The sequence below is a fragment of the Streptomyces sp. NPDC093801 genome (assembly GCF_040701585.1).
In the GTDB taxonomy this organism is placed as follows: Bacteria; Actinomycetota; Actinomycetes; order Streptomycetales; family Streptomycetaceae; genus Streptomyces.
The window spans coordinates 262,197-280,905 of sequence record NZ_JBFBDP010000009.1; the positions used below are offsets into that span (position 1 = coordinate 262,197).

Sequence of the window (18,709 nt, forward strand, 5' to 3'; positions counted from 1 at the left end):
TCACGGATGCCGACCGGTTCGGTGTCGTCCCCCGTGGAAAGAACGGAAGCCCCCATGCGTCTTCGCACCACCGCCGCCGCCCTCGCCGGAGCCCTCGCGCTGGTCCTCCCCGCCGGAGCCCAGGCGTTCGCCGACGACGGCAAGGCCCTCAACTACGTGTACGTCGACCAGAGCAACGCCGAGAAGAACGGCCAGATCAAGGACATGGGCGCGGACAAATGCCACGCCCTGCCGTCCGCCGCGTCCAACGTCGTGGAAGCGGTGAACGAGACCGACTCGGTGGCCCTGCTGTTCGCGGAGGACGAGTGCGGCGGCGAGCCGGTCGCCACCCTCCAGCCGGGTGAGAGCGCCGGCGACTTCCACGCCACCTCCGTGGTCTTCCAGCAGGCGCGCAAGCCGGAGCAGCAGCAGGCGGACAAGCAGCAGAAGCCGGAGCAGCAGGAGCACGAGCAGCAGGACGGCTCGGACTCCGCCGACGACTTCCGCTAACCGCAGCGGCGCCGGCCCGGCCGGGGACCCGGGGCGATCCCCCGCGTCCCCGGCCGGTGCGGCGGTCAGCGGACCGGGTGGCCCGCCTCGCGCAGGGTCGCCTTGACCTCGGAGATCCGCAGGTCGCCGAAGTGGAACACCGACGCCGCGAGCACCGCGTCGGCGCCCGCCGCGATGGCGGGCGGGAAGTGCTCCAGCCTGCCGGCCCCGCCGGAGGCGATCACCGGGACGGTGACGTGCTTGCGGACGGCGGCGATCATCTCGGTGTCGTAGCCGTCCTTGGTGCCGTCGGCGTCCATGGAGTTCAGCAGGATCTCCCCGGCGCCCAGCTCGGCCGCGCGGTGCGCCCACTCGACGGCGTCGATGCCGGTCCCCCGGCGCCCGCCGTGGGTGGTGACCTCGAAGGAGCCCGACCCGGTACGGCGGGCGTCGACCGACAGCACCAGCACCTGGCGGCCGAAACGCTCGGCGATCTCCCGGATCAGCTCGGGGCGGTCGATGGCGGCCGTGTTCACGCCCACCTTGTCCGCACCGGCCCGCAGCAGCTTGTCCACGTCCTCGGCGGTGCGCACGCCGCCGCCGACCGTGAGCGGGATGAAGACCTGCTCGGCGGTCCGGCGCACCACGTCGTACGTGGTCTCCCGGTTGCCGGAGGAGGCGGTGATGTCGAGGAAGGTCAGCTCGTCGGCGCCCTCGGCGTCGTAGAGCCTGGCCATCTCCACCGGGTCGCCGGCGTCGCGCAGGTTCTGGAAGTTGACGCCCTTGACGACGCGGCCGTTGTCCACGTCCAGGCAGGGGATCACGCGTACGGCGAGGCTCATGCCGCCCCTCCTTCCGAAGCGATGGGCTCCTTGAACGCCTCGACCTCCACCTCGACGACCATGCTCGGGTCGACGAAGCCACTGACGATGATCATGGACGCTGCGGGGCGCACGGCGTCGAAGAGGGTCTTGTGGGCGCGGCCCACCTCGTCGACGTCCCGGGCGTGGGTGAGGTACATCCGGGTGCGGACGACGTGCTCGGGGCCGAGACCGGCCTCCGCGAGGGCCTTGAAGGCCACCCCGAAGGCGGTCATGGTCTGGTCGTACGGGCCGTCGACCCCGGCGGCCGTGCAGCCGGAGACCAGGACCAGGCCGTTGGGGAGGGCGACGGCGCGGGAGTAGCCGATGACGTCCTCGTAGGCGCCGCCGGAGGAGATGCGACGGATGCCACTCATGCGCGGACCGCCTCCAGCGCCTCTTCCAGGGTGAAGGCCTTGGCGTACAGGGCCTTGCCGACGATGGCGCCCTCGACGCCCAGGGGGACGAGCCCGGACAGGGCCCGCAGGTCGTCCAGGGAGGAGACGCCGCCGGAGGCCACGACGGGCCGGTCGGTGGCCGCGCACACGTTCTTCAGCAGCTCCAGGTTGGGGCCGCTGAGGGTGCCGTCCTTGCCGATGTCGGTGACGACGTAGCGGGCGCAGCCCTCGGAGTCGAGGCGGGCGAGGGTCTCGTAGAGGTCGCCGCCCTCGCTGGTCCAGCCGCGGCCCTTGAGGGTGGTGCCGCGCACGTCCAGGCCGATCGCGATCCTGTCGCCGTGCTCGGCGATGGCCTTGGCGGCCCACTCGGGGGTCTCCAGGGCTGCGGTGCCGAGGTTGACGCGGGTGCAGCCGGTGGCGAGGGCCGCGGCGAGCGTGGCGTCGTCGCGGATGCCGCCGGACAGCTCGACCTTGATGTCCATGGCGCGGGTGATCTCGGCGACCAGGGCGCGGTTGTCGCCGGTGCCGAAGGCGGCGTCCAGGTCGACGAGGTGCAGCCACTCGGCGCCGGAGGCCTGCCAGGCGAGGGCCGCCTCCAGCGGGGAGCCGTAGGAGGTCTCGCTGCCGGACACGCCGTGCACGAGCCGCACGGCCTGGCCGTCGCGGACGTCGACCGCGGGGAGGAGTTCGAGCGTGGGTGCGGTCATCACAGGGTCTCGATCCAGTTGGTGAGGAGCTGGGCGCCGGCGTCGCCGGACTTCTCGGGGTGGAACTGGGTGGCCCACAGGGCCCCGTTCTCCACCGCCGCGACGAAGCGCTCGCCGTGCGTGGCCCAGGTGACCTTGGGGCCCCTGATCCTGGGGTTGGTGACCTCCAGGGTCCAGTCGTGGGCCGCGTAGGAGTGGACGAAGTAGAAGCGGGCGTCGGCGTCCAGGCCGGCGAAGGCCTGGCTGTCGGCGGGCGCCTCGACGGTGTTCCAGCCCATGTGGGGGACGACGGGGGCCTTCAGCGGGCCGACCGTGCCGGGCCACTCGTCCAGGCCCTCGGTCTCCACGCCGTGCTCGATGCCGCGCTCGAAGAGGATCTGCATGCCGACGCAGATGCCCATGACGGGGCGCCCGCCGGACAGCCGGCGGCCGATGATCCAGTCGCCGCGGGCGTCCTTGAGCCCCTGCATGCAGGCGGAGTAGGCGCCCACGCCGGGCACGAGGAGGCCGTCGGCGTCCATGGCCTTGTCGTAGTCGCGGGTGATCTCGACGTCCGCGCCGACGCGCGCGAGGGCGCGCTCGGCGGAGCGGACGTTGCCGAAGCCGTAGTCGAAGACCACGACGTTCTTGGTTGCGCTCATTCCCAAATCCCCTGGATTCGCAGGATCCCCGCGGCCAGGCACATCGCGGAGCCGAGGGCCAGCAGGATGACGACCGACTTGGGCATCTTCTGCTTCTGGAAGGAGTAGACGCCCCCGGCCAGGAACAGGCCGAGGACGATCAGGACGGTGTTGAGGCCGTTCACGTCTAGAGGGCGCCCTTCGTGGAGGGCAGGATGCCGGCCGCGCGCGGGTCGAACTCGGCGGCGTAGCGCAGGGCGCGGGCCAGGGCCTTGAACTGGCACTCCACGATGTGGTGGGCGTTGCGGCCGTACGGGACGTGGACGTGCAGGGCGATCTGGGCCTGCGCGACGAAGGACTCCAGGATGTGCCGGGTCATCGTCGTGTCGTACTCGCCGATCATCGGCGCCATGTTCTCGGGCTCGGTGTGCACGAGGTAGGGGCGGCCGGAGAGGTCCACGGTGACCTGGGCGAGGGACTCGTCCAGCGGCACGGTGCAGTTGCCGAAGCGGTAGATGCCGACCTTGTCGCCGAGGGCCTGCCTGAAGGCGGCGCCGAGCGCGAGGGCGGTGTCCTCGATCGTGTGGTGGCTGTCGATGTGCAGGTCGCCGTCCGTCTTGACCGTGAGGTCGAAGAGGCCGTGGCGGCCGAGCTGGTCGAGCATGTGGTCGTAGAAGCCGACGCCCGTCGAGACGTCGACCTGCCCGGTGCCGTCGAGGTTTATCTCGACGAGGACCGAGGTCTCCTTCGTGGTGCGCTCGACCCGTCCGATGCGGCTCATGCCTGCTGCTCCTTCTTCAGTGCGCGAACCGCTTCCAGGAACGCGTCGTTCTCGGCCGGGGTGCCCGCGGTGACCCGCAGCCGGCCCGGTACGCCGTTGTCCCGGACCAGGACGCCCTGGTCGAGGATCTTCTGCCAGGCGGTGTGGGAGTCCTCGAACTTCCCGAACTGGATGAAGTTCGCGTCGGACTCGGTGACCTCGTAGCCGAGGGCCCGCAGCTCGTCAACGAGGCGGTCCCGCTCGGACTTGAGCTGCTCGACGTAGCCGAGCAGGGTGTCGGTGTGCTCCAGGGCGGCCAGCGCGGTCGCCTGGGTGACGGCGGACAGGTGGTACGGCAGGCGCACCAGCTGGACGGCGTCGACCACGGCGGGGTGCGCGGCGAGGTAGCCCAGGCGCAGGCCGGCGGCGCCGAAGGCCTTGGACATGGTCCGGGAGACCACCAGGTGGGGGCGGCCCTCGATCAGCGGGAGGAGGGAGTCGCGGTGGCTGAACTCGACGTACGCCTCGTCCACGACCACCAGGGACGGCTTGGCCGCCTGGGCGGCGTCGTAGAGGGCGAGGACCGTCTCCGCCTCGACCGCGGTCCCCGTGGGGTTGTTGGGCGAGGTGATGAAGACGACGTCGGGGGCGTTCTCCGCGATGGCCTGCTCGGCGGCCTCCACGTCGATGGTGAAGTCCTCCCGGCGGGGGCCGGAGATCCAGCCGGTGCCGGTACCGCGGGCGATCAGGGCGTGCATCGAGTACGAGGGCTCGAAGCCGATCGCCGTGCGCCCCGGGCCGCCGAAGGTCTGGAGCAGCTGCTGGAGGACCTCGTTGGAGCCGTTGGCGGCCCAGACGTTCTCCATGGCGACCGGGTGCTTTCCGGTGCGGGTGAGGTACCTGGCGAGCTCGGTGCGCAGCTCGACCGCGTCCCGGTCGGGGTAGCGGTTGAGGGTGCGGGCGGCCTCGGTGACGCGTTCGGCGATGCGCCGCACGAGGGGTTCGGGGAGCTCGTAGGGGTTCTCGTTGGTGTTCAGCTGGACGGGGACGTCCAGCTGGGGGGCACCGTAGGGGGTCTTGCCGCGGAGCTCGTCGCGGATGGGGAGGTCGTCGATGCCGGGGGTGGTGCTCACTGGCCGGGGACCTTCCATCCGAAGCGGGCCTTCAGGGCGGCGCCGTGCGCGGGCAGGTCCTCGGCCTCGGCGAGGGTGACCACGTGGTGGGTGACCTCGGCGAGCGCGTCGCGGGTGTAGTCGACGATGTGGATGCCGCGCAGGAAGGACTGCACGGACAGGCCGGAGGAGTGGCAGGCGCAGCCGCCGGTGGGCAGGACGTGGTTGGAGCCGGCGCAGTAGTCGCCGAGGGAGACCGGCGCCCAGGGGCCGACGAAGACCGCGCCGGCGTTGCGGACGCGGGCGGCCCGTGCCGCGGCGTCGGCCGTCTGGATCTCCAGGTGCTCGGCGCCGTAGGCGTCGACGACCTTGAGGCCCGCTTCCAGGTCGTCGACCAGGACGATCGCGGACTGCTTGCCGGCGAGGGCCGGCTTGATCCGGTCCTCGACGTGCTTGGTGGCCGCGACCTGGGGCTCCAGCTCCTTCTCGACGGCGGCCGCGAGCTCCTCGGAGTCCGTGACGAGCACGGCGGCGGCGAGCGGGTCGTGCTCGGCCTGGCTGATCAGGTCGGCGGCGACGTGCACCGGGTCGGCCGTGGAGTCGGCGAGGACGGCGATCTCGGTCGGGCCGGCCTCGGTGTCGATGCCGATCTTCCCGGTGAAGTAGCGCTTGGCGGCGGCGACCCAGATGTTGCCGGGGCCGGTGACCATGTTGACCGGCAGGCACTCCTCGGTGCCGTACGCGAACATCGCGACGGCGACCGCGCCGCCGGCGGCGTACACCTCGTCCACGCCGAGCAGCGCGCAGGCCGCGAGGATGGTCGGGTGCGGCAGGCCGCCGAACTCCTTCTGCGGCGGGGAGGCGAGCGCGATGGACTCGACGCCGGCCTCCTGGGCGGGGACGACGTTCATGACGACGGAGGAGGGGTACACGGAGCGGCCGCCGGGCGCGTACAGGCCGACGCGCTCGACCGGAACCCACTTCTCGGTCACGGTGCCGCCGGGGACCACCTGGGTGGTGTGCTCGGAGCGGCGCTGGTTGCGGTGGACGATCCGGGCGCGCCGGATGGACTCCTCCAGGGCGGCGCGGACGGCCGGGTCCAGCTGTTCCAGGGCGGCCGTGAGGGCCTGCGCGGGTACCCGGACCTGCGTGAGCTCGACGCCGTCGAACTTCCGCGCGTACTCGATCAGCGCCGCCGTGCCACGATGATGGACGTCCTCGCAGATGGGCCGCACCTTCTCCAGGGCGGCTTCCACGTCGAACTCGGCACGGGGCAGCAGATCGCGCAGGGCGCCACCCTCGGGGAGGGCGTCACCGCGCAGGTCGATACGAGAGATCACCCCCCAATTCTCTCAGACCGTCTCCCACCGCCGTCCGCCCGTATCACTGGCTGATACACGCCCCGGATGTCACAGGCCCCCTCTAGCGTTCCCCTACACGCAACCGACGGCGGGGGGCTGCCATGGCAGGGGCGCAGGCGCAGGCGTACGCGGACGGGCGTCCGGACGACCTCACCGGGCCGGAGCGGCACATGTGGGAGACCTTCCGCGCGGGGGCCGTCTGCGACCTGGGGCCCCGCTCCGCCGAACGGGACGATCCGCACGCGGGCGGGCCCTGGGGTCCCGAGCGGCGGGTCCGGGCGCAGGTGGTGGCCCATCTGCTGCTCGCCGGGCCCGCGCCGGTGCCCGGCCGGGTCGGCTGCCTGAAGCTGCGCGGTGCGCAGATCACCGGCCGGCTGGACCTGTCCGGCGGCACGGTCGCCCCGTACGTGGAGATCCGCTCCTGCCGCTTCGACCAGGAGATCCAACTGTCGGAGACCCGCTTCGGCACCCTGCGGCTCGACAACTGCGCGGTCCCGCGCCTGGAGGCGGCCCGGCTGCACACGGAGGGCGACCTGCACCTGGCGCGCTGCCGGGTGGCACGGGGGATCCGGCTCACCGACGCGCAGATCGGCACCGACCTGCTGCTCGGCAGCTCCGTCGTGCAGCGGGACGGGCGGGGGCGGGCGATCGCCGCCGACGGGCTGGTGGTGGCGCAGGACTTCCAGGCCGACCTCCTGGAGACGAACGGGGAGGTCAGCCTGCGCGGGGCCCGGGTCGGCGCCTCGATGAGCCTGCGCGGGGCGCGGCTGCGCAACCCGTACGGCCGGCGCGCCCTGAACGCCCCCACCCTCACGGTCGAGCGCACCCTCTACCTGACCTCCGCCGCCCTGGGGCCCGCCACCGGGGACCCGTCCCGCCCGTACGACTGGAGCCGGACCCCCACCCGGGGCGTGCCGACGCGGCCGTTCGAGTGCCGGGGCGGGCTGCGGCTGGACGACGGCCGGTTCGGGGACTCCGTCGACTTCTACGCCGCCCGCTTCGAGCTCGGGCCTGAGCAGGAGGTCTCGCTGCGGCGGATCCAGACGCCGGAGCTGCGCTTCGTCGGGGAGGCGCCGGAGCAGGGCCGGGTGGTGCTGTCCGGGGCGAAGGTGGTGCGGCTGGTGGACCGCTCGACGAGCTGGCCCGGCCCGGGCCGGCTGTCCATGGAGGGCTTCGTCTACGAGACGCTCGCGCCCCGGGGGCACTTCCCGCTGGCGCGCCGGCTGGAGTGGGCCGCGGCGGCCGGCCCGGACTACTCGCCGGAGCCGTACGAGCGGCTGGCCGCCGTCCTGCGGGCCCGCGGGGAGGACGCGGACGCCCGCGAGGTGCTGCTGGCCAAGGAGCGCAGGCGTCGGGCCACGCTGTCGCCCGCGGGACGGGCGTGGGGCCACCTCCAGGACTGGACGGTGCTCTACGGGTACCGGCCGGGGCGGGCGGCGCTGTGGATGGCGGTCCTGTGGGCGGCGGGCACCCTGCTGTTCCTGCGGCACCGCCCGGAGCCGCTCAAGGCGGACGAGCACCCCGCCTGGAACGCGGCCCTGTACGCGCTCGACCTCCTGCTGCCGGTGATCGACCTGGGCCAGGAGGGCCAGTGGAAGGCGGAGGGGGTCTGGCAGTGGGCGTCGGCGGCGCTGGTCCTGCTGGGGTGGATCCTGGCCACGACGGCGGCCGCGGGAGCGTCACGGCTGCTGCGCCGGGGGTGACGGCCCGGCCTCCGCGGCCACTACCCTGTGGGTCGTGACCACCGTTCGCCTGCCCCTCTTCCCACTGAACTCGGTGCTGTTCCCGGGCCTCGTGCTGCCGCTGAACGTCTTCGAGGAGCGGTATCGCGCCATGATGCGCGAGCTGCTGAAGCTCGGTGAGGACGAGCCGCGCCGGTTCGCCGTCGTGGCGATCCGCGACGGCCGGGAGGTCGCGCCGACCGCGCCCGGGCTGCCCGACCCGACGGCCCTGCCCGAGAAGGGTCCGGCGGCGGGCTTCGGCGCCGACCCGATCCAGGCGTTCCACCGGGTGGGCTGCATCGCGGACGCGGCGACGATCCGGGAGCGCGAGGACGGCAGCTTCGAGGTCCTGGCCACCGGTACGACGCGGGTGCGGCTGCTGTCGGTCGACGCGTCGGGGCCGTTCCTCGTCGCCGAGCTGGAGGAGCTCGCGGAGGACGCCGGGGACGGTGCGGGCGCCCTATCCGAGGGGGTGCTGCGGGCCTTCCGCAGCTACCAGAAGCGGCTGGCGGGGGCGCGGGAGCGGTCCCTGGCGGCGGCGCCGGACCTGCCGGACGAGCCGTCGGTGGTGTCGTACCTGGTGGCGGCCGCGGCCGTGCTGGACATCCCGGCGAAGCAGCGCCTCCTCCAGGCGCCGGACACCGCGACGCGGCTGGCGGAGGAGCTGAAGCTGCTCCGTACCGAGACGGCGGTGATCCGCCACCTGCCGTCCCTTCCCGCGGTGGACCTGACCCGCGCCCCGACGAGCCCGAACTGAGGCCATGGCGAAGAAGAAGCAGCAGACGGCCGGTACCCCCGCCATCACGGCGCTGACGGCGTCCGGCGTCGCGTTCACCACCCACGCCTACGAGCACGACCCGGCGCACCCCTCCTACGGCGAGGAGGCGGCCGAGGCACTGGGTGTCGCGCCGGAGCAGGTCTTCAAGACCCTGGTCGCGGAGGTCGACGGGGCGCTGACGGTGGCGGTGGTCCCGGTGTCGGGATCCCTGGACCTGAAGGCGCTGGCCGCCGCGGTGGGCGGCAAGCGGGCGGCGATGGCCGATCCGGCACTGGCGGAGCGCACCACGGGATACGTCAGGGGCGGCATCTCGCCGCTGGGGCAGCGGAAGCGTCTGCCGACGGTGCTGGACGCCTCTGCCTCCGAGCACGCCACGGTCTGCGTCTCGGCGGGCCGCCGCGGCCTGGAGGTCGAGCTGGCCCCGGCCTCCCTGGCCACCCTCACGGGAGCGGTGCTCGCCCCCATCGCCCGCCCGTAGCCCGCCCGCCCGTGGCCCGGCCGGCCGGGTTCCCGGCGTCAGGCCTGCGGCGGCTCGCTGTCCGCGTGGACGTGGGGCGGGGGGTACGTGCCCTCCCAGGGGGACGGGAGGGGGTCCCGGGGGCCGAAGGCGGCCGTCAGGCACAGGTGGCTCACGGTGGCGGCCATCGGCCAGCCCAGCAGCACCCCGTACGCCAGCAGCTGGAGCGGGGCGTCGAACGGCACCCCTTCGCCCGCCTTGGCCGCCGCGACGGCCACGTCGGTGCCCGGCCCGAGCCAGAGCCCCATCCGCCACCCGAGCAGCGCGGCGAAGCACGAGCCGACCGTGAGGCCGATCACCAGCGCGACGCCCCCGCGCCGCCGCCACAGGAAGACCGCGAGCCCGCTCAGCGCGCCCAGGCCCAGGGACAGCAGGAAGAAGGTGCCGTCGGCGCCGATCCGGCCCTCGCCCTCGGTGTTCTTCAGGAAGACGGCCTGGCCGTGGGCGACGTACTGGACGCGCGGCGCGAGCCATACCCACAGCAGCGCGAGGAGCGCGCCGGACGCGCCCACCAGGAGGGCGATGGCGGCCCCGTCGCGGACGTCCGCCGAGGTGACGGCGGGCTCCTGGTCGGGGAGGCCGGCGGGCGGCGGAGGCGGCGGCAGCGGGGTCACGGCTTCGGTCACCCCCACATCGTGCCAGGTCTTGTAAAGGAAGGACCGCCCGGCCGGGGCGTCAGCGGACCGCCGCCCGCCGGTACGCCCAGGTGGCGACGGCGAGGGAGAGGACGCCCACCGCGGCGCACACGCCGAGGTCGGCGAGGACCGCGGCCCAGTCCGGGTGCGGGGCGAAGGTCCGGGCGAAGGCCTCCACCCCGTAGGTGGAGGGCAGCAGGTCGCGCGCCCAGACGACGACGTCGGGCATCCGCTCGGCGGGCAGCACCCCCAGCAGCAGTGCCGCGGACATGCCCAGCTGGCCGGCCAGGGTGGCCAGCTCCTGCCGGGGTGCCAGCAGGCCCAGGGCCGCGCCGAGCCCGGCCAGCGCGGCCCCGGCCAGCGGCACCACCGCGGCCAGGATCCACAGCCCGCCCATGGGCAGCCCGAAGAGCACGCATCCGAAGACGGCGGTCACCAGGGTTCCCGGCAGGGTGAAGGAGGCGTACGCGGCGGCCGCGCCCAGCACCACGGAGGCGGGCGGGACCGGCAGGGTGGCGTAGTGGTCGAGTCCGCCGCCGGCCCGGAGCTGGCCGAAGTACTGGGCCAGGAGGTTGAGGGCGACGAAGGCGACGACCAGGACGGAGGAGCCGGCGACGACCGCCCGCGCCTCGGAGCCGCCGTCGACCACGCCCCGCATCAGGACCATGATCCCGACGGACTGGAAGGTGGCCACGAAGAGCAGCGGTATGCGGGACACCCGCGCCCGGGACAGCTGGGCGCGGTAGACGGCCGCGAGGGCGGGGAACAGCCGCGCCCGGGGGGCCAGGGCGGCGGGGGCGGGGGCGGCAGCGGCGGTCACGACTTGACCAGACCCTTCATCCGGCCGCCCAGCGCGAGGTACACGTCCTCCAGGCTCGGCGTGGCCAACGTGAAATCGTCGAGGGCGGCGAAGGCCGGGCCGCCGGTCACGGCGGCGACGGCGGCGCGGGCCTCGTCCTGGCCGAGCCGCAGCACCCAGCGGCGCCCGGACTCGGCTGCCAGCGGCGCCAGCGCGGCGACCTCGGGCACCTCCAGCGGCGCGGCGGTGCGCCACACCAGCTCCAGGCGGACCTCGTCGGAGACCCTGGCCTTGAGGCCGGCCGGGGTGTCGCAGGCGATGACCCTGCCCTGGTCGATGACGGCGACCCGGTCGAGGACCGTCTCCGCCTCGATGACGTTGTGGGTGACCAGCAGCACGGTGGCGCCGTTCCGGGCGCGGCGGCGGTCGACGGCCGCCCAGACGGCTCGCCGGGCGACGGGGTCCATGCCGGTGGTGGGTTCGTCGAGGACGAGCACCGGCCGCTCCCCCACCAGCGCGGCGGCGAAGCAGGCGAGGCGGCGCTGGCCGCCGGAGAGCTTCTTCAGGGGGCGGCCGGCGATCCCCGTCAGGTCGAGCTCCTCCAGCACCTCGTCCCGGGCGGCCCGGGCGGTGCGGGTGTCGAGGCCGCGCAGTCGGCCGGTGGTCTCGGCGGCCAGCGCGACGGTGAGCTCGTCGAGGGCGGTGGACTCCTGTCCCAGGTAGGCCAGGAGGCGCGAGGCCCGCTCGGGGTGGCGGACGATGTCGTGGCCCAGCAGGGTGACGGAGCCGGCGTCGGGGCGCAGCAGCCCGGTCAGCTGGCGGACCAGGGTGGACTTGCCGGCGCCGTTGGGGCCGAGCAGTCCGAAGATCTCGCCGCGCCGGACCTCCAGGGAGATCCCGTCGGTGGCCCGGGTCTCGGGCAGGGCGGGCGCACCGCGCCGGCCGCGGACGGCGGGGTACGTCTTGACGAGGTCACGCACCGCGCAGACCACCCCGGAAACCGCCCCTGCGGCCTCTGCCGTGGTGTGCCCTGCCTGTGCTGTGCCCGTACTCACGAGGGAGCAGCCTACGCGGCTTCCGCCCCTACTCGGCCGCCGGGGTCATCGGCGCCACGGATACGGAGGCCCCCGCTCCGCCCACGTGCTCGGCCGCGGCGCGCACGTCGATCTCCCTCCAGAACCCGGCGCGGATGGCGTAGCGGTCGTGCTCGTCGATCTGGTCGTCCTTGTGTGCGAGGAGCCCGAAGCGGGCGGCGTAGCGCAGCAGCTCCCCGTCGATGCGGTGCGGGACGCGCGGGTACATGGTGGCGAGCTTCTGCAGGTGGACGGATTCCGGGAGGCGTTCCATCCAGCGGCGGGCGAAGACCTGTCCGACTTCGAAGGGGTCGCCGCCGACGGTGGTGATGTCCTCCTCCCGGTCGGCCCAGCGCTGTTCGGCGCTGGTGAGCTGGGCCAGGGTGGGCAGGGAGGCGGTCTCGGCGGGTTCGCCCAGGGGGCCGGGGCGGTCGATCCAGCCCTTGTCGGAGGACCAGCGCAGGGCGCTGCCGGCCGGACTGCCGGTGGTGTGGGCGTGGGCGGCGGCGTGCCCCTGGCCGGGGGCGCGCAGGGCGGCGAGGTCCTTGGGCGTGGGGACGGAGGGCTTGGGGCCCTCCCCCGCGGGTGCCGGGACGGCCGGCGCTCCGGTCGCGGGGGGTGCGGGGGCGGGCGGGGCGCCGTTGCGGGCGGCTTCGGCGAGCGCGGCCTCGGGCAGCGGTGCGGAGAGGATCGCGGCGATCTCGGGGCGCGGGGCGGGGGGCGGGGCGCAGAGTCCGGCGAGGTCCCGGGCGCGGACGGCGCGGGTGATCCAGGCGCGGTCGAGGACGCGGCGCTCGTCGGCCTCGGCGACGAGGTCCTCGGACTGGTTGTAGTCCCCGTCGGCGGCCTGGACGGCCCACAGGTGGACGGCGACCCCGTGTTCCTTGGCGGACATCAGCCCGGGCAGCAGGTCGCCGTCGCCGGTGACGAGGACGACGTCGGAGCAGGCGCGGTTGCGGGCGAGTTCGGTGAGCTCGGCGTGCATGGCGGCGTCGACGCCCTTCTGGGCCCAGCGGCCGTCGCTGCGGGTCAGTGCGCCCAGGCGGACGGTGACGCGGGGCATGACGCGCAGCCGGCGGTGCTCGGGCTGGGGCACCCGGTCGGGGGCGCCGTCGAACCAGTAGATCCGCAGGAGGGGCTGCTGGGTGTCGGCCTCGGCGCGCTCGCGCAGGCCCTGGATGAGGGCGGAGTGGTCGACGGTGATGCGGGAGCGCGAGGGTTCACCCGCGAGGAGGCTCGCGGCGGCGCCCAGCAGGTATCCGGCATCCACCAGGACGACGCAGCGGTCCACGCGTTCCACCCTCTTCCGTGGGGGTCCTCGACAGGTTTTCCCCGAGTCTGCCCGACTGCAAGGGCGTTGACGGCCGGAACTGGATCACCGGCGTGGCGTATCTCACGGGAGGCCCGGCGGGAGGGGCCACTACGCACGGCAATGATCCAAAATGCGCGCTTTGTTGCGGTGTGTGAGGGTGAAGGCGGCCCTGGCCCCTACACCCCCCACGGAGGCATCCCATGGCCAAGAACAAGAACCAGAAGCAGCCGGCGAAGCAGCAGCCGCGCTCGGGCGGGCAGGACATGCCGAAGGGCTCGACGGAGACCTCGGACGACCGCCCGTCGCAGTCGCCCAGTCCGCTGGACATGGCGCACAAGAGCAAGTCGAAGCGCTTCGGCCACAACTGACGCCTCCGCGCGAGCGGTGACAGCGGAAGGGGGCCCGCCCCGGCAGTGCCGGGGCGGGCCCCCTTCCCGTGCGTGCGGCGGGCTCTTCGCCCGTCCGGGCTAGCCGGCCAGGCAGGACGGGCCGAGCAGCACCTTGAGGTCGCCGAAGAGGGCCGGGTCGGGCTGGACCCGGTGCCGGTCGAGGCGCAGCACGGTGGTGGTGCGCGGTCCCTGGAGCTTGATCCGCACCTCGGTGTTGCCCTTGTGGTGGCGCAGGATCTCGCCCAGTCGGGTGACCATCGGCGGGGTGACCTTGACGGTCGGGATGGTGAGGACGACGGGGGCGTTGGTGCCGGCGGAGGAGAGGTCGGGGACCATCATCTCCATCGCGACCAGGCGGGGGACGTCCTCTCGCTTGTCGAGGCGGCCCTTGACGAAGACGACGGTGTCCTCGACCAGCTGGGTGGAGACGAGCTGGTAGGTGGCGGGGAAGAACATGCACTCGATGGAGCCGGCGAGGTCCTCGACGGTGGCGATGGCCCAGGCGTTGCCCTGCTTGGTCATCTTGCGCTGGAGGCCGGAGATGATGCCGCCGATGGTGACGACGGCTCCGTCGGCGTGCTCGCCGCCGGTCAGCTGGGAGATGCCGGCGTCCGTCTTGTCGGAGAGGACGTGCTCCAGGCCGAAGAGCGGGTGGTCGGAGACGTAGAGGCCGAGCATCTCGCGCTCCTGGGCGAGCAGGTAGGACTTCTCCCACTCGACGTCCGAGAACTCCACGTCGAGGCCGAACCCGGGTTCGCTGCTCTCCTCGTCACCCATTCCGCCGAAGAGGTCGAACTGTCCCTCGGCCTCCTTGCGCTTGACCGCGACCACGTTGTCGATCATCGATTCGTGGTGGGCGACCAGGCCCTTGCGGGTGTGGCCCATCTCGTCGTAGGCGCCGGCCTTGATCAGCGACTCGATGGTGCGCTTGTTGCAGACGACGGCCTCGACCTTGTCGAGGAAGTCGGGGAAGGAGGAGTACTTCCCCTTGGACTTCCTGGTCTTGATGATCGAGTCGACGACGTTCTGGCCGACGTTGCGGACGGCGGTCAGGCCGAAGAGGATCACGTCGTCGCCCTGGGCGGCGAAGTTGGACTCGGACTCGTTGACGTTCGGCGGGAGCACCTTGATGCCCATGCGCCGGCACTCGTTGAGGTAGATCGCGGACTTGTCCTTGTCGTCCTTGACCGAGGTGAGCAGGCCCGCCATGTACTCGGCGGGGTAGTTCGCCTTGAGGTAGGCGGTCCAGTAGGAGACCAGTCCGTACGCGGCCGAGTGGGCCTTGTTGAAGGCGTAGCCGGCGAAGGGCACCAGGACGTCCCACAGGGCCTGGATGGCCTGGTCGGTGTAGCCGTTCTTGCGGGCGCCCTCCTGGAAGATCGTGAAGTTCTTCGCGAGCTCCTCGGGCTTCTTCTTGCCCATGACGCGGCGCAGGATGTCGGCCTCGCCGAGCGAGTAGCCGGCGATGATCTGGGCGGCCTTCTGGACCTGCTCCTGGTAGACGATCAGGCCGTAGGTGACCGCGAGCACCTCTTCGAGCGGCTTCTCCAGCTCGGGGTGGATCGGGGTGATCTCCTGCTGCTTGTTCTTGCGCAGGGCGTAGTTCGTGTGCGAGTTCATGCCCATCGGGCCCGGGCGGTAGAGCGCGGACACGGCGGAGATGTCTTCGAAGTTGTCGGGCTTCATCAGGCGCAGCAGGGAGCGCATGGGCCCGCCGTCGAACTGGAAGACGCCGAGGGTGTCGCCGCGGCTGAGGAGCTCGAAGGTCTTGGGGTCGTCGAGCGGGAGGGCCAGGAGGTCGATGTCGATCCCCTTGTTGGCCTTCACCATCTTGACGGCGTCGTCCATGATCGTGAGGTTGCGCAGGCCGAGGAAGTCCATCTTCAGCAGGCCGAGCGACTCACAGCTCGGGTAGTCCCACTGGGTGATGGTCACCTGGTCCGTGTGCCGCACCCAGACGGGTACGTGGTCGGTGATCGTCTCGCTGGACATGATCACGCCGGCGGCGTGCACGCCCATCTGGCGGACCAGGCCCTCGACGCCGCGGGCGGTGTCGATGACCTTCTTCACGTCCGGCTCGTTCTCGTACATCCCGCGGATCTCGCCGGCCTCGCCGTAGCGGGGGTGCTGCGGGTCGAGGATGCCGGAGAGCGGGATGCCCTTGCCGAGGACGTCGGCGGGCATGGCCTTGGTGAGGCGGTCGCCCATGGCGTACGGGTAGCCGAGGACGCGGGCGGAGTCCTTGATCGCGTTCTTGGCCTTGATCGTGCCGTAGGTGCCGATCATGGCGACCTTGTCCTGGCCGTACTTCTCCGTGACGTACCGGATCACCTCGACGCGCCGACGCTCGTCGAAGTCGATGTCGACGTCGGGCATGGAGACGCGCTCGGGGTTGAGGAAGCGCTCGAAGATCAGTCCGTGCGTGAGCGGGTCGAGGTCGGTGATGCCCATGGCGTACGCGACGATCGAACCGGCCGCGGAGCCTCGGCCGGGGCCCACCGCGATGCCCTGGTTCTTGGCCCACATGATGAAGTCGGCGACCACGAGGAAGTAGCCGGGGAAGCCCATCGAGATGATCGTGTCCATCTCGTACTCGGCCTGCTTCATCCGGTCGTCCGGAATGCCTCCGGGGTAGCGGCGGTGCATGCCCCGCATGGTCTCCTCGCGGAACCAGCTGACCTCGGTGTGGCCGTCCGGGATGTCGAACTTCGGCATCAGGTTCCGGAACGTGAACATGCCCTCGGTGTCGACCTGCTCCGCCACCAGCCTGGTGTTGGCGCAGCCCTCCTGCCACGCGTCCGAGGAGTCGATGGCGTACATCTCGTCCGTGGACTTCAGGTAGTAGCCGGAGCCGTCGAAGCGGAAGCGGTCCGGGTCCGAGAGGTTCTTGCCGGTCTGGATGCAGAGCAGGGCGTCGTGGGCGCCGGCCTCGTGCGCGTACGTGTAGTGGGAGTCGTTCGTGACCAGCGGCGGGATGCCGAGCTTCTTGCCGATCTCCAGCAGGCCGTCGCGGACCCGGCGCTCGATCTCGATGCCGTGGTCCATCAGCTCCAGGAAGTAGCGGCCCTCGCCGAAGATGTCCTTGTAGTCCGAGGCCGCCTTGATCGCCTCGTCGAACTGGCCGAGGCGCAGTCGCGTCTGCACCTCGCCGGAGGGGCAGCCGGTGGAGGCGATCAGGCCCTCCGACCACTGGGCGATGGTCTCCTTGTCCATGCGGGGCCACTTGGTCAGCCAGCCCTCGGCGTAGGCGTCGGAGGACAGCCGGAAGAGGTTGTGCAGGCCGGTGCTGTTCGCCGCCCAGATCGTCTTGTGCGTGTAGCCGCCGGAGCCGGAGACGTCGTCCCGCTTCTGGTGCGGCTGGCCCCACTGGATGCGCCGCTTGTTGCGCCGGGACTCGGGGGCGACATACGCCTCGATACCGATGATCGGGGTGATCCCGGCCTTCTGCGCGGAGTGGAAGAAATCGTACGCGCCGTGCAGGTTGCCGTGGTCGGACATGGCGATGTGCGACATGCCCATTTCATTGCAGGCGGCGAACATGTCCTTCAGCCGAGCGGCACCGTCCAGCAGCGAGTACTGGGTGTGGACGTGCAGGTGCGTGAACGGCGTCTTGGACACGGTGGGGGCCTCCGGAGGAGAGAGGGGCGGCAGCTATGAATCCTACGTCCCACGAGTGACAGATCCGGGGCACGGAGCGATACGGTCGGGCGTTGCAGAACCAGCAACACGCGTCCGACGTCCAGTCGGTCAGAACCCGTACCACCCCGTTCACCAGGAGGCATCCGCCATGGCGGTTCCCGAGACGACCGACGAGCAGCGCGCCGAGCAGATACTCGACGTGTTCGACACCGCTTTCGGTGAGCTGCTCGCCGCCGACCCCTCGGCCTTCCAGGTCAAGTTCCGCAAGATGGCGGCCTCGGCCTTCGCCTTCTACCGGGGCACGGCCTGCCTCTTCTACGCCGACCTGGAGCGCGACCGGCACGGCGGGCCCTTCCTGGACGAGCGCACCGGCCGGGTCTGGATCCACGGCGACCTGCACGCCGAGAACTTCGGCACGTACATGGACTCGAACGGCCGGCTGGTCTTCAACGTCAACGACTTCGACGAGGCCTACGTCGGCCCCTTCACCTGGGACCTCAAGCGCTTCGCCGCCTCCGTCGCCCTGATCGGCTACACCAAGGCGCTCAGCGACGAGCAGATCAGCTCCCTCGTGCGGACCTACGCGGCCGCCTACCGCGAGCGCATCCACCAGCTGGCCACGGGCGCCAAGAACGAGGAGGTCCCCTCCTTCACCCTGGACACCGCCGAGGGCCCCCTCCTGGCCGCCCTGCGCGACGCCCGCGCGCGCACCCGCTTCGCCCTGCTGGACTCGATGACCGAGATCCGCGACCACGAGCGCCGCTTCTCCGGGGGCGGCGGGGCCATCGAACTGGACGCGGCCACCCGCTACAAGGTGCTGGCCGCCTTCGACGGGTACCTGGAGACCCTCCCGGAGGAGTCCCTGGTTCGCCCGGACTCCTACCGGGTCAAGGACGTGGTGGGCCGCCGCGGCGTGGGCATCGGCTCGGCCGGGCTCCCCTCGTACAACATCCTGCTGGAGGGGCACAGCGACGCCCTGGAGAACGACGTCGTGATCTACCTCAAGCAGGCGCAGACCCCGGCCGTCTCCCGGCACATCACCGACCGGGCGGTCCGCGAGTACTTCCAGCACGAGGGGCACCGCACGGTGATCTCCCAGCGGGCCCTCCAGGCGCACGCCGACCCGTGGCTGGGCTGGACGGAGCTGGACGGGGCCGGGCAGCTGGTCGCGGAGGTGTCGCCGTACGCGGTGGACCTGGACTGGTCGGACCTGGACGACCCGGAGGAGATCGCGGCCGTGGTCGCGGACCTCGGCCGGGCCACGGCCACCATGCACGCCTCGGCCGACGAGGCGGAGAGCGGCCAGTCCCTGGTCCCCTTCTCCACCGAGCGCGCCATCGACGCGGCGATCGCCGCGGACGAGGAGGGCTTCCCGAAGCTCCTGGTCGACTTCGCCCACGCCTACGGGGCCCGGGCGCGCGCCGACCACCAGATCTTCGTGGACCTCTTCCGCAACGGCCGCATCATGCCGTAGGCCCTCCGGGTCCGGAGCCCCCGCCCCGCCGCCGGGGATGACGTGGCAGGCACCGCCGCTGCGGTCCACTCCCCGACCAAGACGCG

Annotated in this window: 19 protein-coding genes; 6 read left to right on the forward strand and 13 right to left on the reverse strand. The window is 72.3% G+C overall.

Annotated features, from left to right (window positions below):
- Positions 1-54 precede the first annotated feature (54 nt).
- Positions 55-489 (forward strand): hypothetical protein, encoded by a 435-nt coding sequence (locus AB0469_RS13035; RefSeq protein WP_366451394.1) that lies wholly within the window; start codon positions 55-57, stop codon positions 487-489.
- Positions 490-554: 65 nt separating this feature from the next.
- Here AB0469_RS13035 and hisF read toward each other — a convergent pair whose 3' ends face one another.
- The 8 genes from hisF to hisD are packed head-to-tail and all read right to left on the reverse strand — an operon-like array spanning position 555 to position 6,265.
- A complete protein-coding gene (hisF, locus tag AB0469_RS13040) occupies positions 555-1,310 on the reverse strand; it encodes an imidazole glycerol phosphate synthase subunit HisF (protein WP_366451395.1) in 756 nt (251 codons plus the stop codon).
- Positions 1,307-1,705 carry a RidA family protein gene (locus AB0469_RS13045; RefSeq protein WP_366451396.1) on the reverse strand — a complete coding sequence of 133 codons (399 nt, stop codon included), beginning with the start codon at positions 1,703-1,705 and terminating at the stop codon, positions 1,307-1,309. Before AB0469_RS13045 ends, hisF begins: the two co-directional genes overlap by 4 nt.
- Positions 1,702-2,433, reverse strand: coding sequence for a bifunctional 1-(5-phosphoribosyl)-5-((5-phosphoribosylamino)methylideneamino)imidazole-4-carboxamide isomerase/phosphoribosylanthranilate isomerase PriA (gene priA / locus AB0469_RS13050; protein WP_366451397.1), 732 nt, complete (start codon positions 2,431-2,433; stop codon positions 1,702-1,704). The genes AB0469_RS13045 and priA overlap by 4 nt, the downstream gene beginning before the upstream one ends.
- Positions 2,433-3,074 carry an imidazole glycerol phosphate synthase subunit HisH gene (gene hisH, locus AB0469_RS13055; protein WP_366451398.1) on the reverse strand — a complete coding sequence of 214 codons (642 nt, stop codon included), beginning with the start codon at positions 3,072-3,074 and terminating at the stop codon, positions 2,433-2,435. Before hisH ends, priA begins: the two co-directional genes overlap by 1 nt.
- Positions 3,071-3,238 carry a hypothetical protein gene (locus AB0469_RS13060; protein ID WP_042818653.1) on the reverse strand — a complete coding sequence of 56 codons (168 nt, stop codon included), beginning with the start codon at positions 3,236-3,238 and terminating at the stop codon, positions 3,071-3,073. The genes hisH and AB0469_RS13060 overlap by 4 nt, the downstream gene beginning before the upstream one ends.
- 2 nt (positions 3,239-3,240) lie before the next feature.
- A complete protein-coding gene (gene hisB / locus AB0469_RS13065; protein ID WP_366451399.1) occupies positions 3,241-3,834 on the reverse strand; it encodes an imidazoleglycerol-phosphate dehydratase HisB in 594 nt (197 codons plus the stop codon).
- Positions 3,831-4,946 carry a histidinol-phosphate transaminase gene (locus tag AB0469_RS13070; RefSeq protein WP_366451400.1) on the reverse strand — a complete coding sequence of 372 codons (1,116 nt, stop codon included), beginning with the start codon at positions 4,944-4,946 and terminating at the stop codon, positions 3,831-3,833. The genes hisB and AB0469_RS13070 overlap by 4 nt, the downstream gene beginning before the upstream one ends.
- Positions 4,943-6,265, reverse strand: coding sequence for a histidinol dehydrogenase (gene hisD / locus AB0469_RS13075; RefSeq protein WP_366451401.1), 1,323 nt, complete (start codon positions 6,263-6,265; stop codon positions 4,943-4,945). Before hisD ends, AB0469_RS13070 begins: the two co-directional genes overlap by 4 nt.
- 122 nt (positions 6,266-6,387) lie before the next feature.
- Between hisD and AB0469_RS13080 the strand changes: the two genes are divergently transcribed.
- Genes AB0469_RS13080 through ybaK form a run of 3 tightly spaced genes read left to right on the forward strand, consistent with a single transcriptional unit; the run spans position 6,388 to position 9,263 of the window.
- Positions 6,388-7,989, forward strand: a complete 1,602-nt coding sequence (locus tag AB0469_RS13080; protein WP_366451402.1) for an oxidoreductase — start codon at positions 6,388-6,390, stop codon at positions 7,987-7,989.
- 34 nt (positions 7,990-8,023) lie between these two features.
- Entirely contained in the window at positions 8,024-8,764 is a 741-nt protein-coding gene (locus AB0469_RS13085) for an LON peptidase substrate-binding domain-containing protein (protein ID WP_042818661.1), read from the forward strand.
- Positions 8,765-8,768: 4 nt separating this feature from the next.
- A complete protein-coding gene (gene ybaK, locus AB0469_RS13090; protein WP_366451403.1) occupies positions 8,769-9,263 on the forward strand; it encodes a Cys-tRNA(Pro) deacylase in 495 nt (164 codons plus the stop codon).
- 38 nt (positions 9,264-9,301) lie between these two features.
- Here the strand turns inward: ybaK and AB0469_RS13095 are convergent, their stop codons facing one another.
- The 4 genes from AB0469_RS13095 to AB0469_RS13110 form a co-directional block, all read right to left on the reverse strand.
- On the reverse strand, positions 9,302-9,928 hold the full coding sequence (locus tag AB0469_RS13095; protein WP_366451404.1) for a hypothetical protein: 627 nt from the start codon (positions 9,926-9,928) through the stop codon (positions 9,302-9,304).
- 49 nt (positions 9,929-9,977) lie between these two features.
- Positions 9,978-10,757, reverse strand: a complete 780-nt coding sequence (locus AB0469_RS13100) for an ABC transporter permease (protein WP_366451405.1) — start codon at positions 10,755-10,757, stop codon at positions 9,978-9,980.
- Positions 10,754-11,728: an ABC transporter ATP-binding protein gene (locus AB0469_RS13105; protein ID WP_366451431.1), complete on the reverse strand. Its 975-nt coding sequence runs from the start codon at positions 11,726-11,728 to the stop codon at positions 10,754-10,756. The genes AB0469_RS13100 and AB0469_RS13105 overlap by 4 nt, the downstream gene beginning before the upstream one ends.
- A gap of 91 nt (positions 11,729-11,819) precedes the next feature.
- Complete coding sequence (locus AB0469_RS13110) at positions 11,820-13,109, reverse strand: NYN domain-containing protein (RefSeq protein ID WP_366451406.1); 1,290 nt, start codon at positions 13,107-13,109, stop codon at positions 11,820-11,822.
- Positions 13,110-13,321: 212 nt separating this feature from the next.
- Between AB0469_RS13110 and AB0469_RS13115 the strand changes: the two genes are divergently transcribed.
- Positions 13,322-13,489, forward strand: coding sequence for a hypothetical protein (locus AB0469_RS13115; protein WP_366451407.1), 168 nt, complete (start codon positions 13,322-13,324; stop codon positions 13,487-13,489).
- A 99-nt stretch (positions 13,490-13,588) separates the two neighbouring features.
- On the opposite strand, the gene dnaE is transcribed toward AB0469_RS13115, so the two are convergent.
- A complete protein-coding gene (gene dnaE / locus AB0469_RS13120) occupies positions 13,589-17,128 on the reverse strand; it encodes a DNA polymerase III subunit alpha (RefSeq protein WP_366451408.1) in 3,540 nt (1,179 codons plus the stop codon).
- 169 nt (positions 17,129-17,297) lie between these two features.
- Between dnaE and AB0469_RS13125 the strand changes: the two genes are divergently transcribed.
- Positions 17,298-18,623, forward strand: coding sequence for a DUF2252 domain-containing protein (locus AB0469_RS13125; protein WP_366451409.1), 1,326 nt, complete (start codon positions 17,298-17,300; stop codon positions 18,621-18,623).
- Positions 18,624-18,709: the final 86 nt, after the last annotated feature.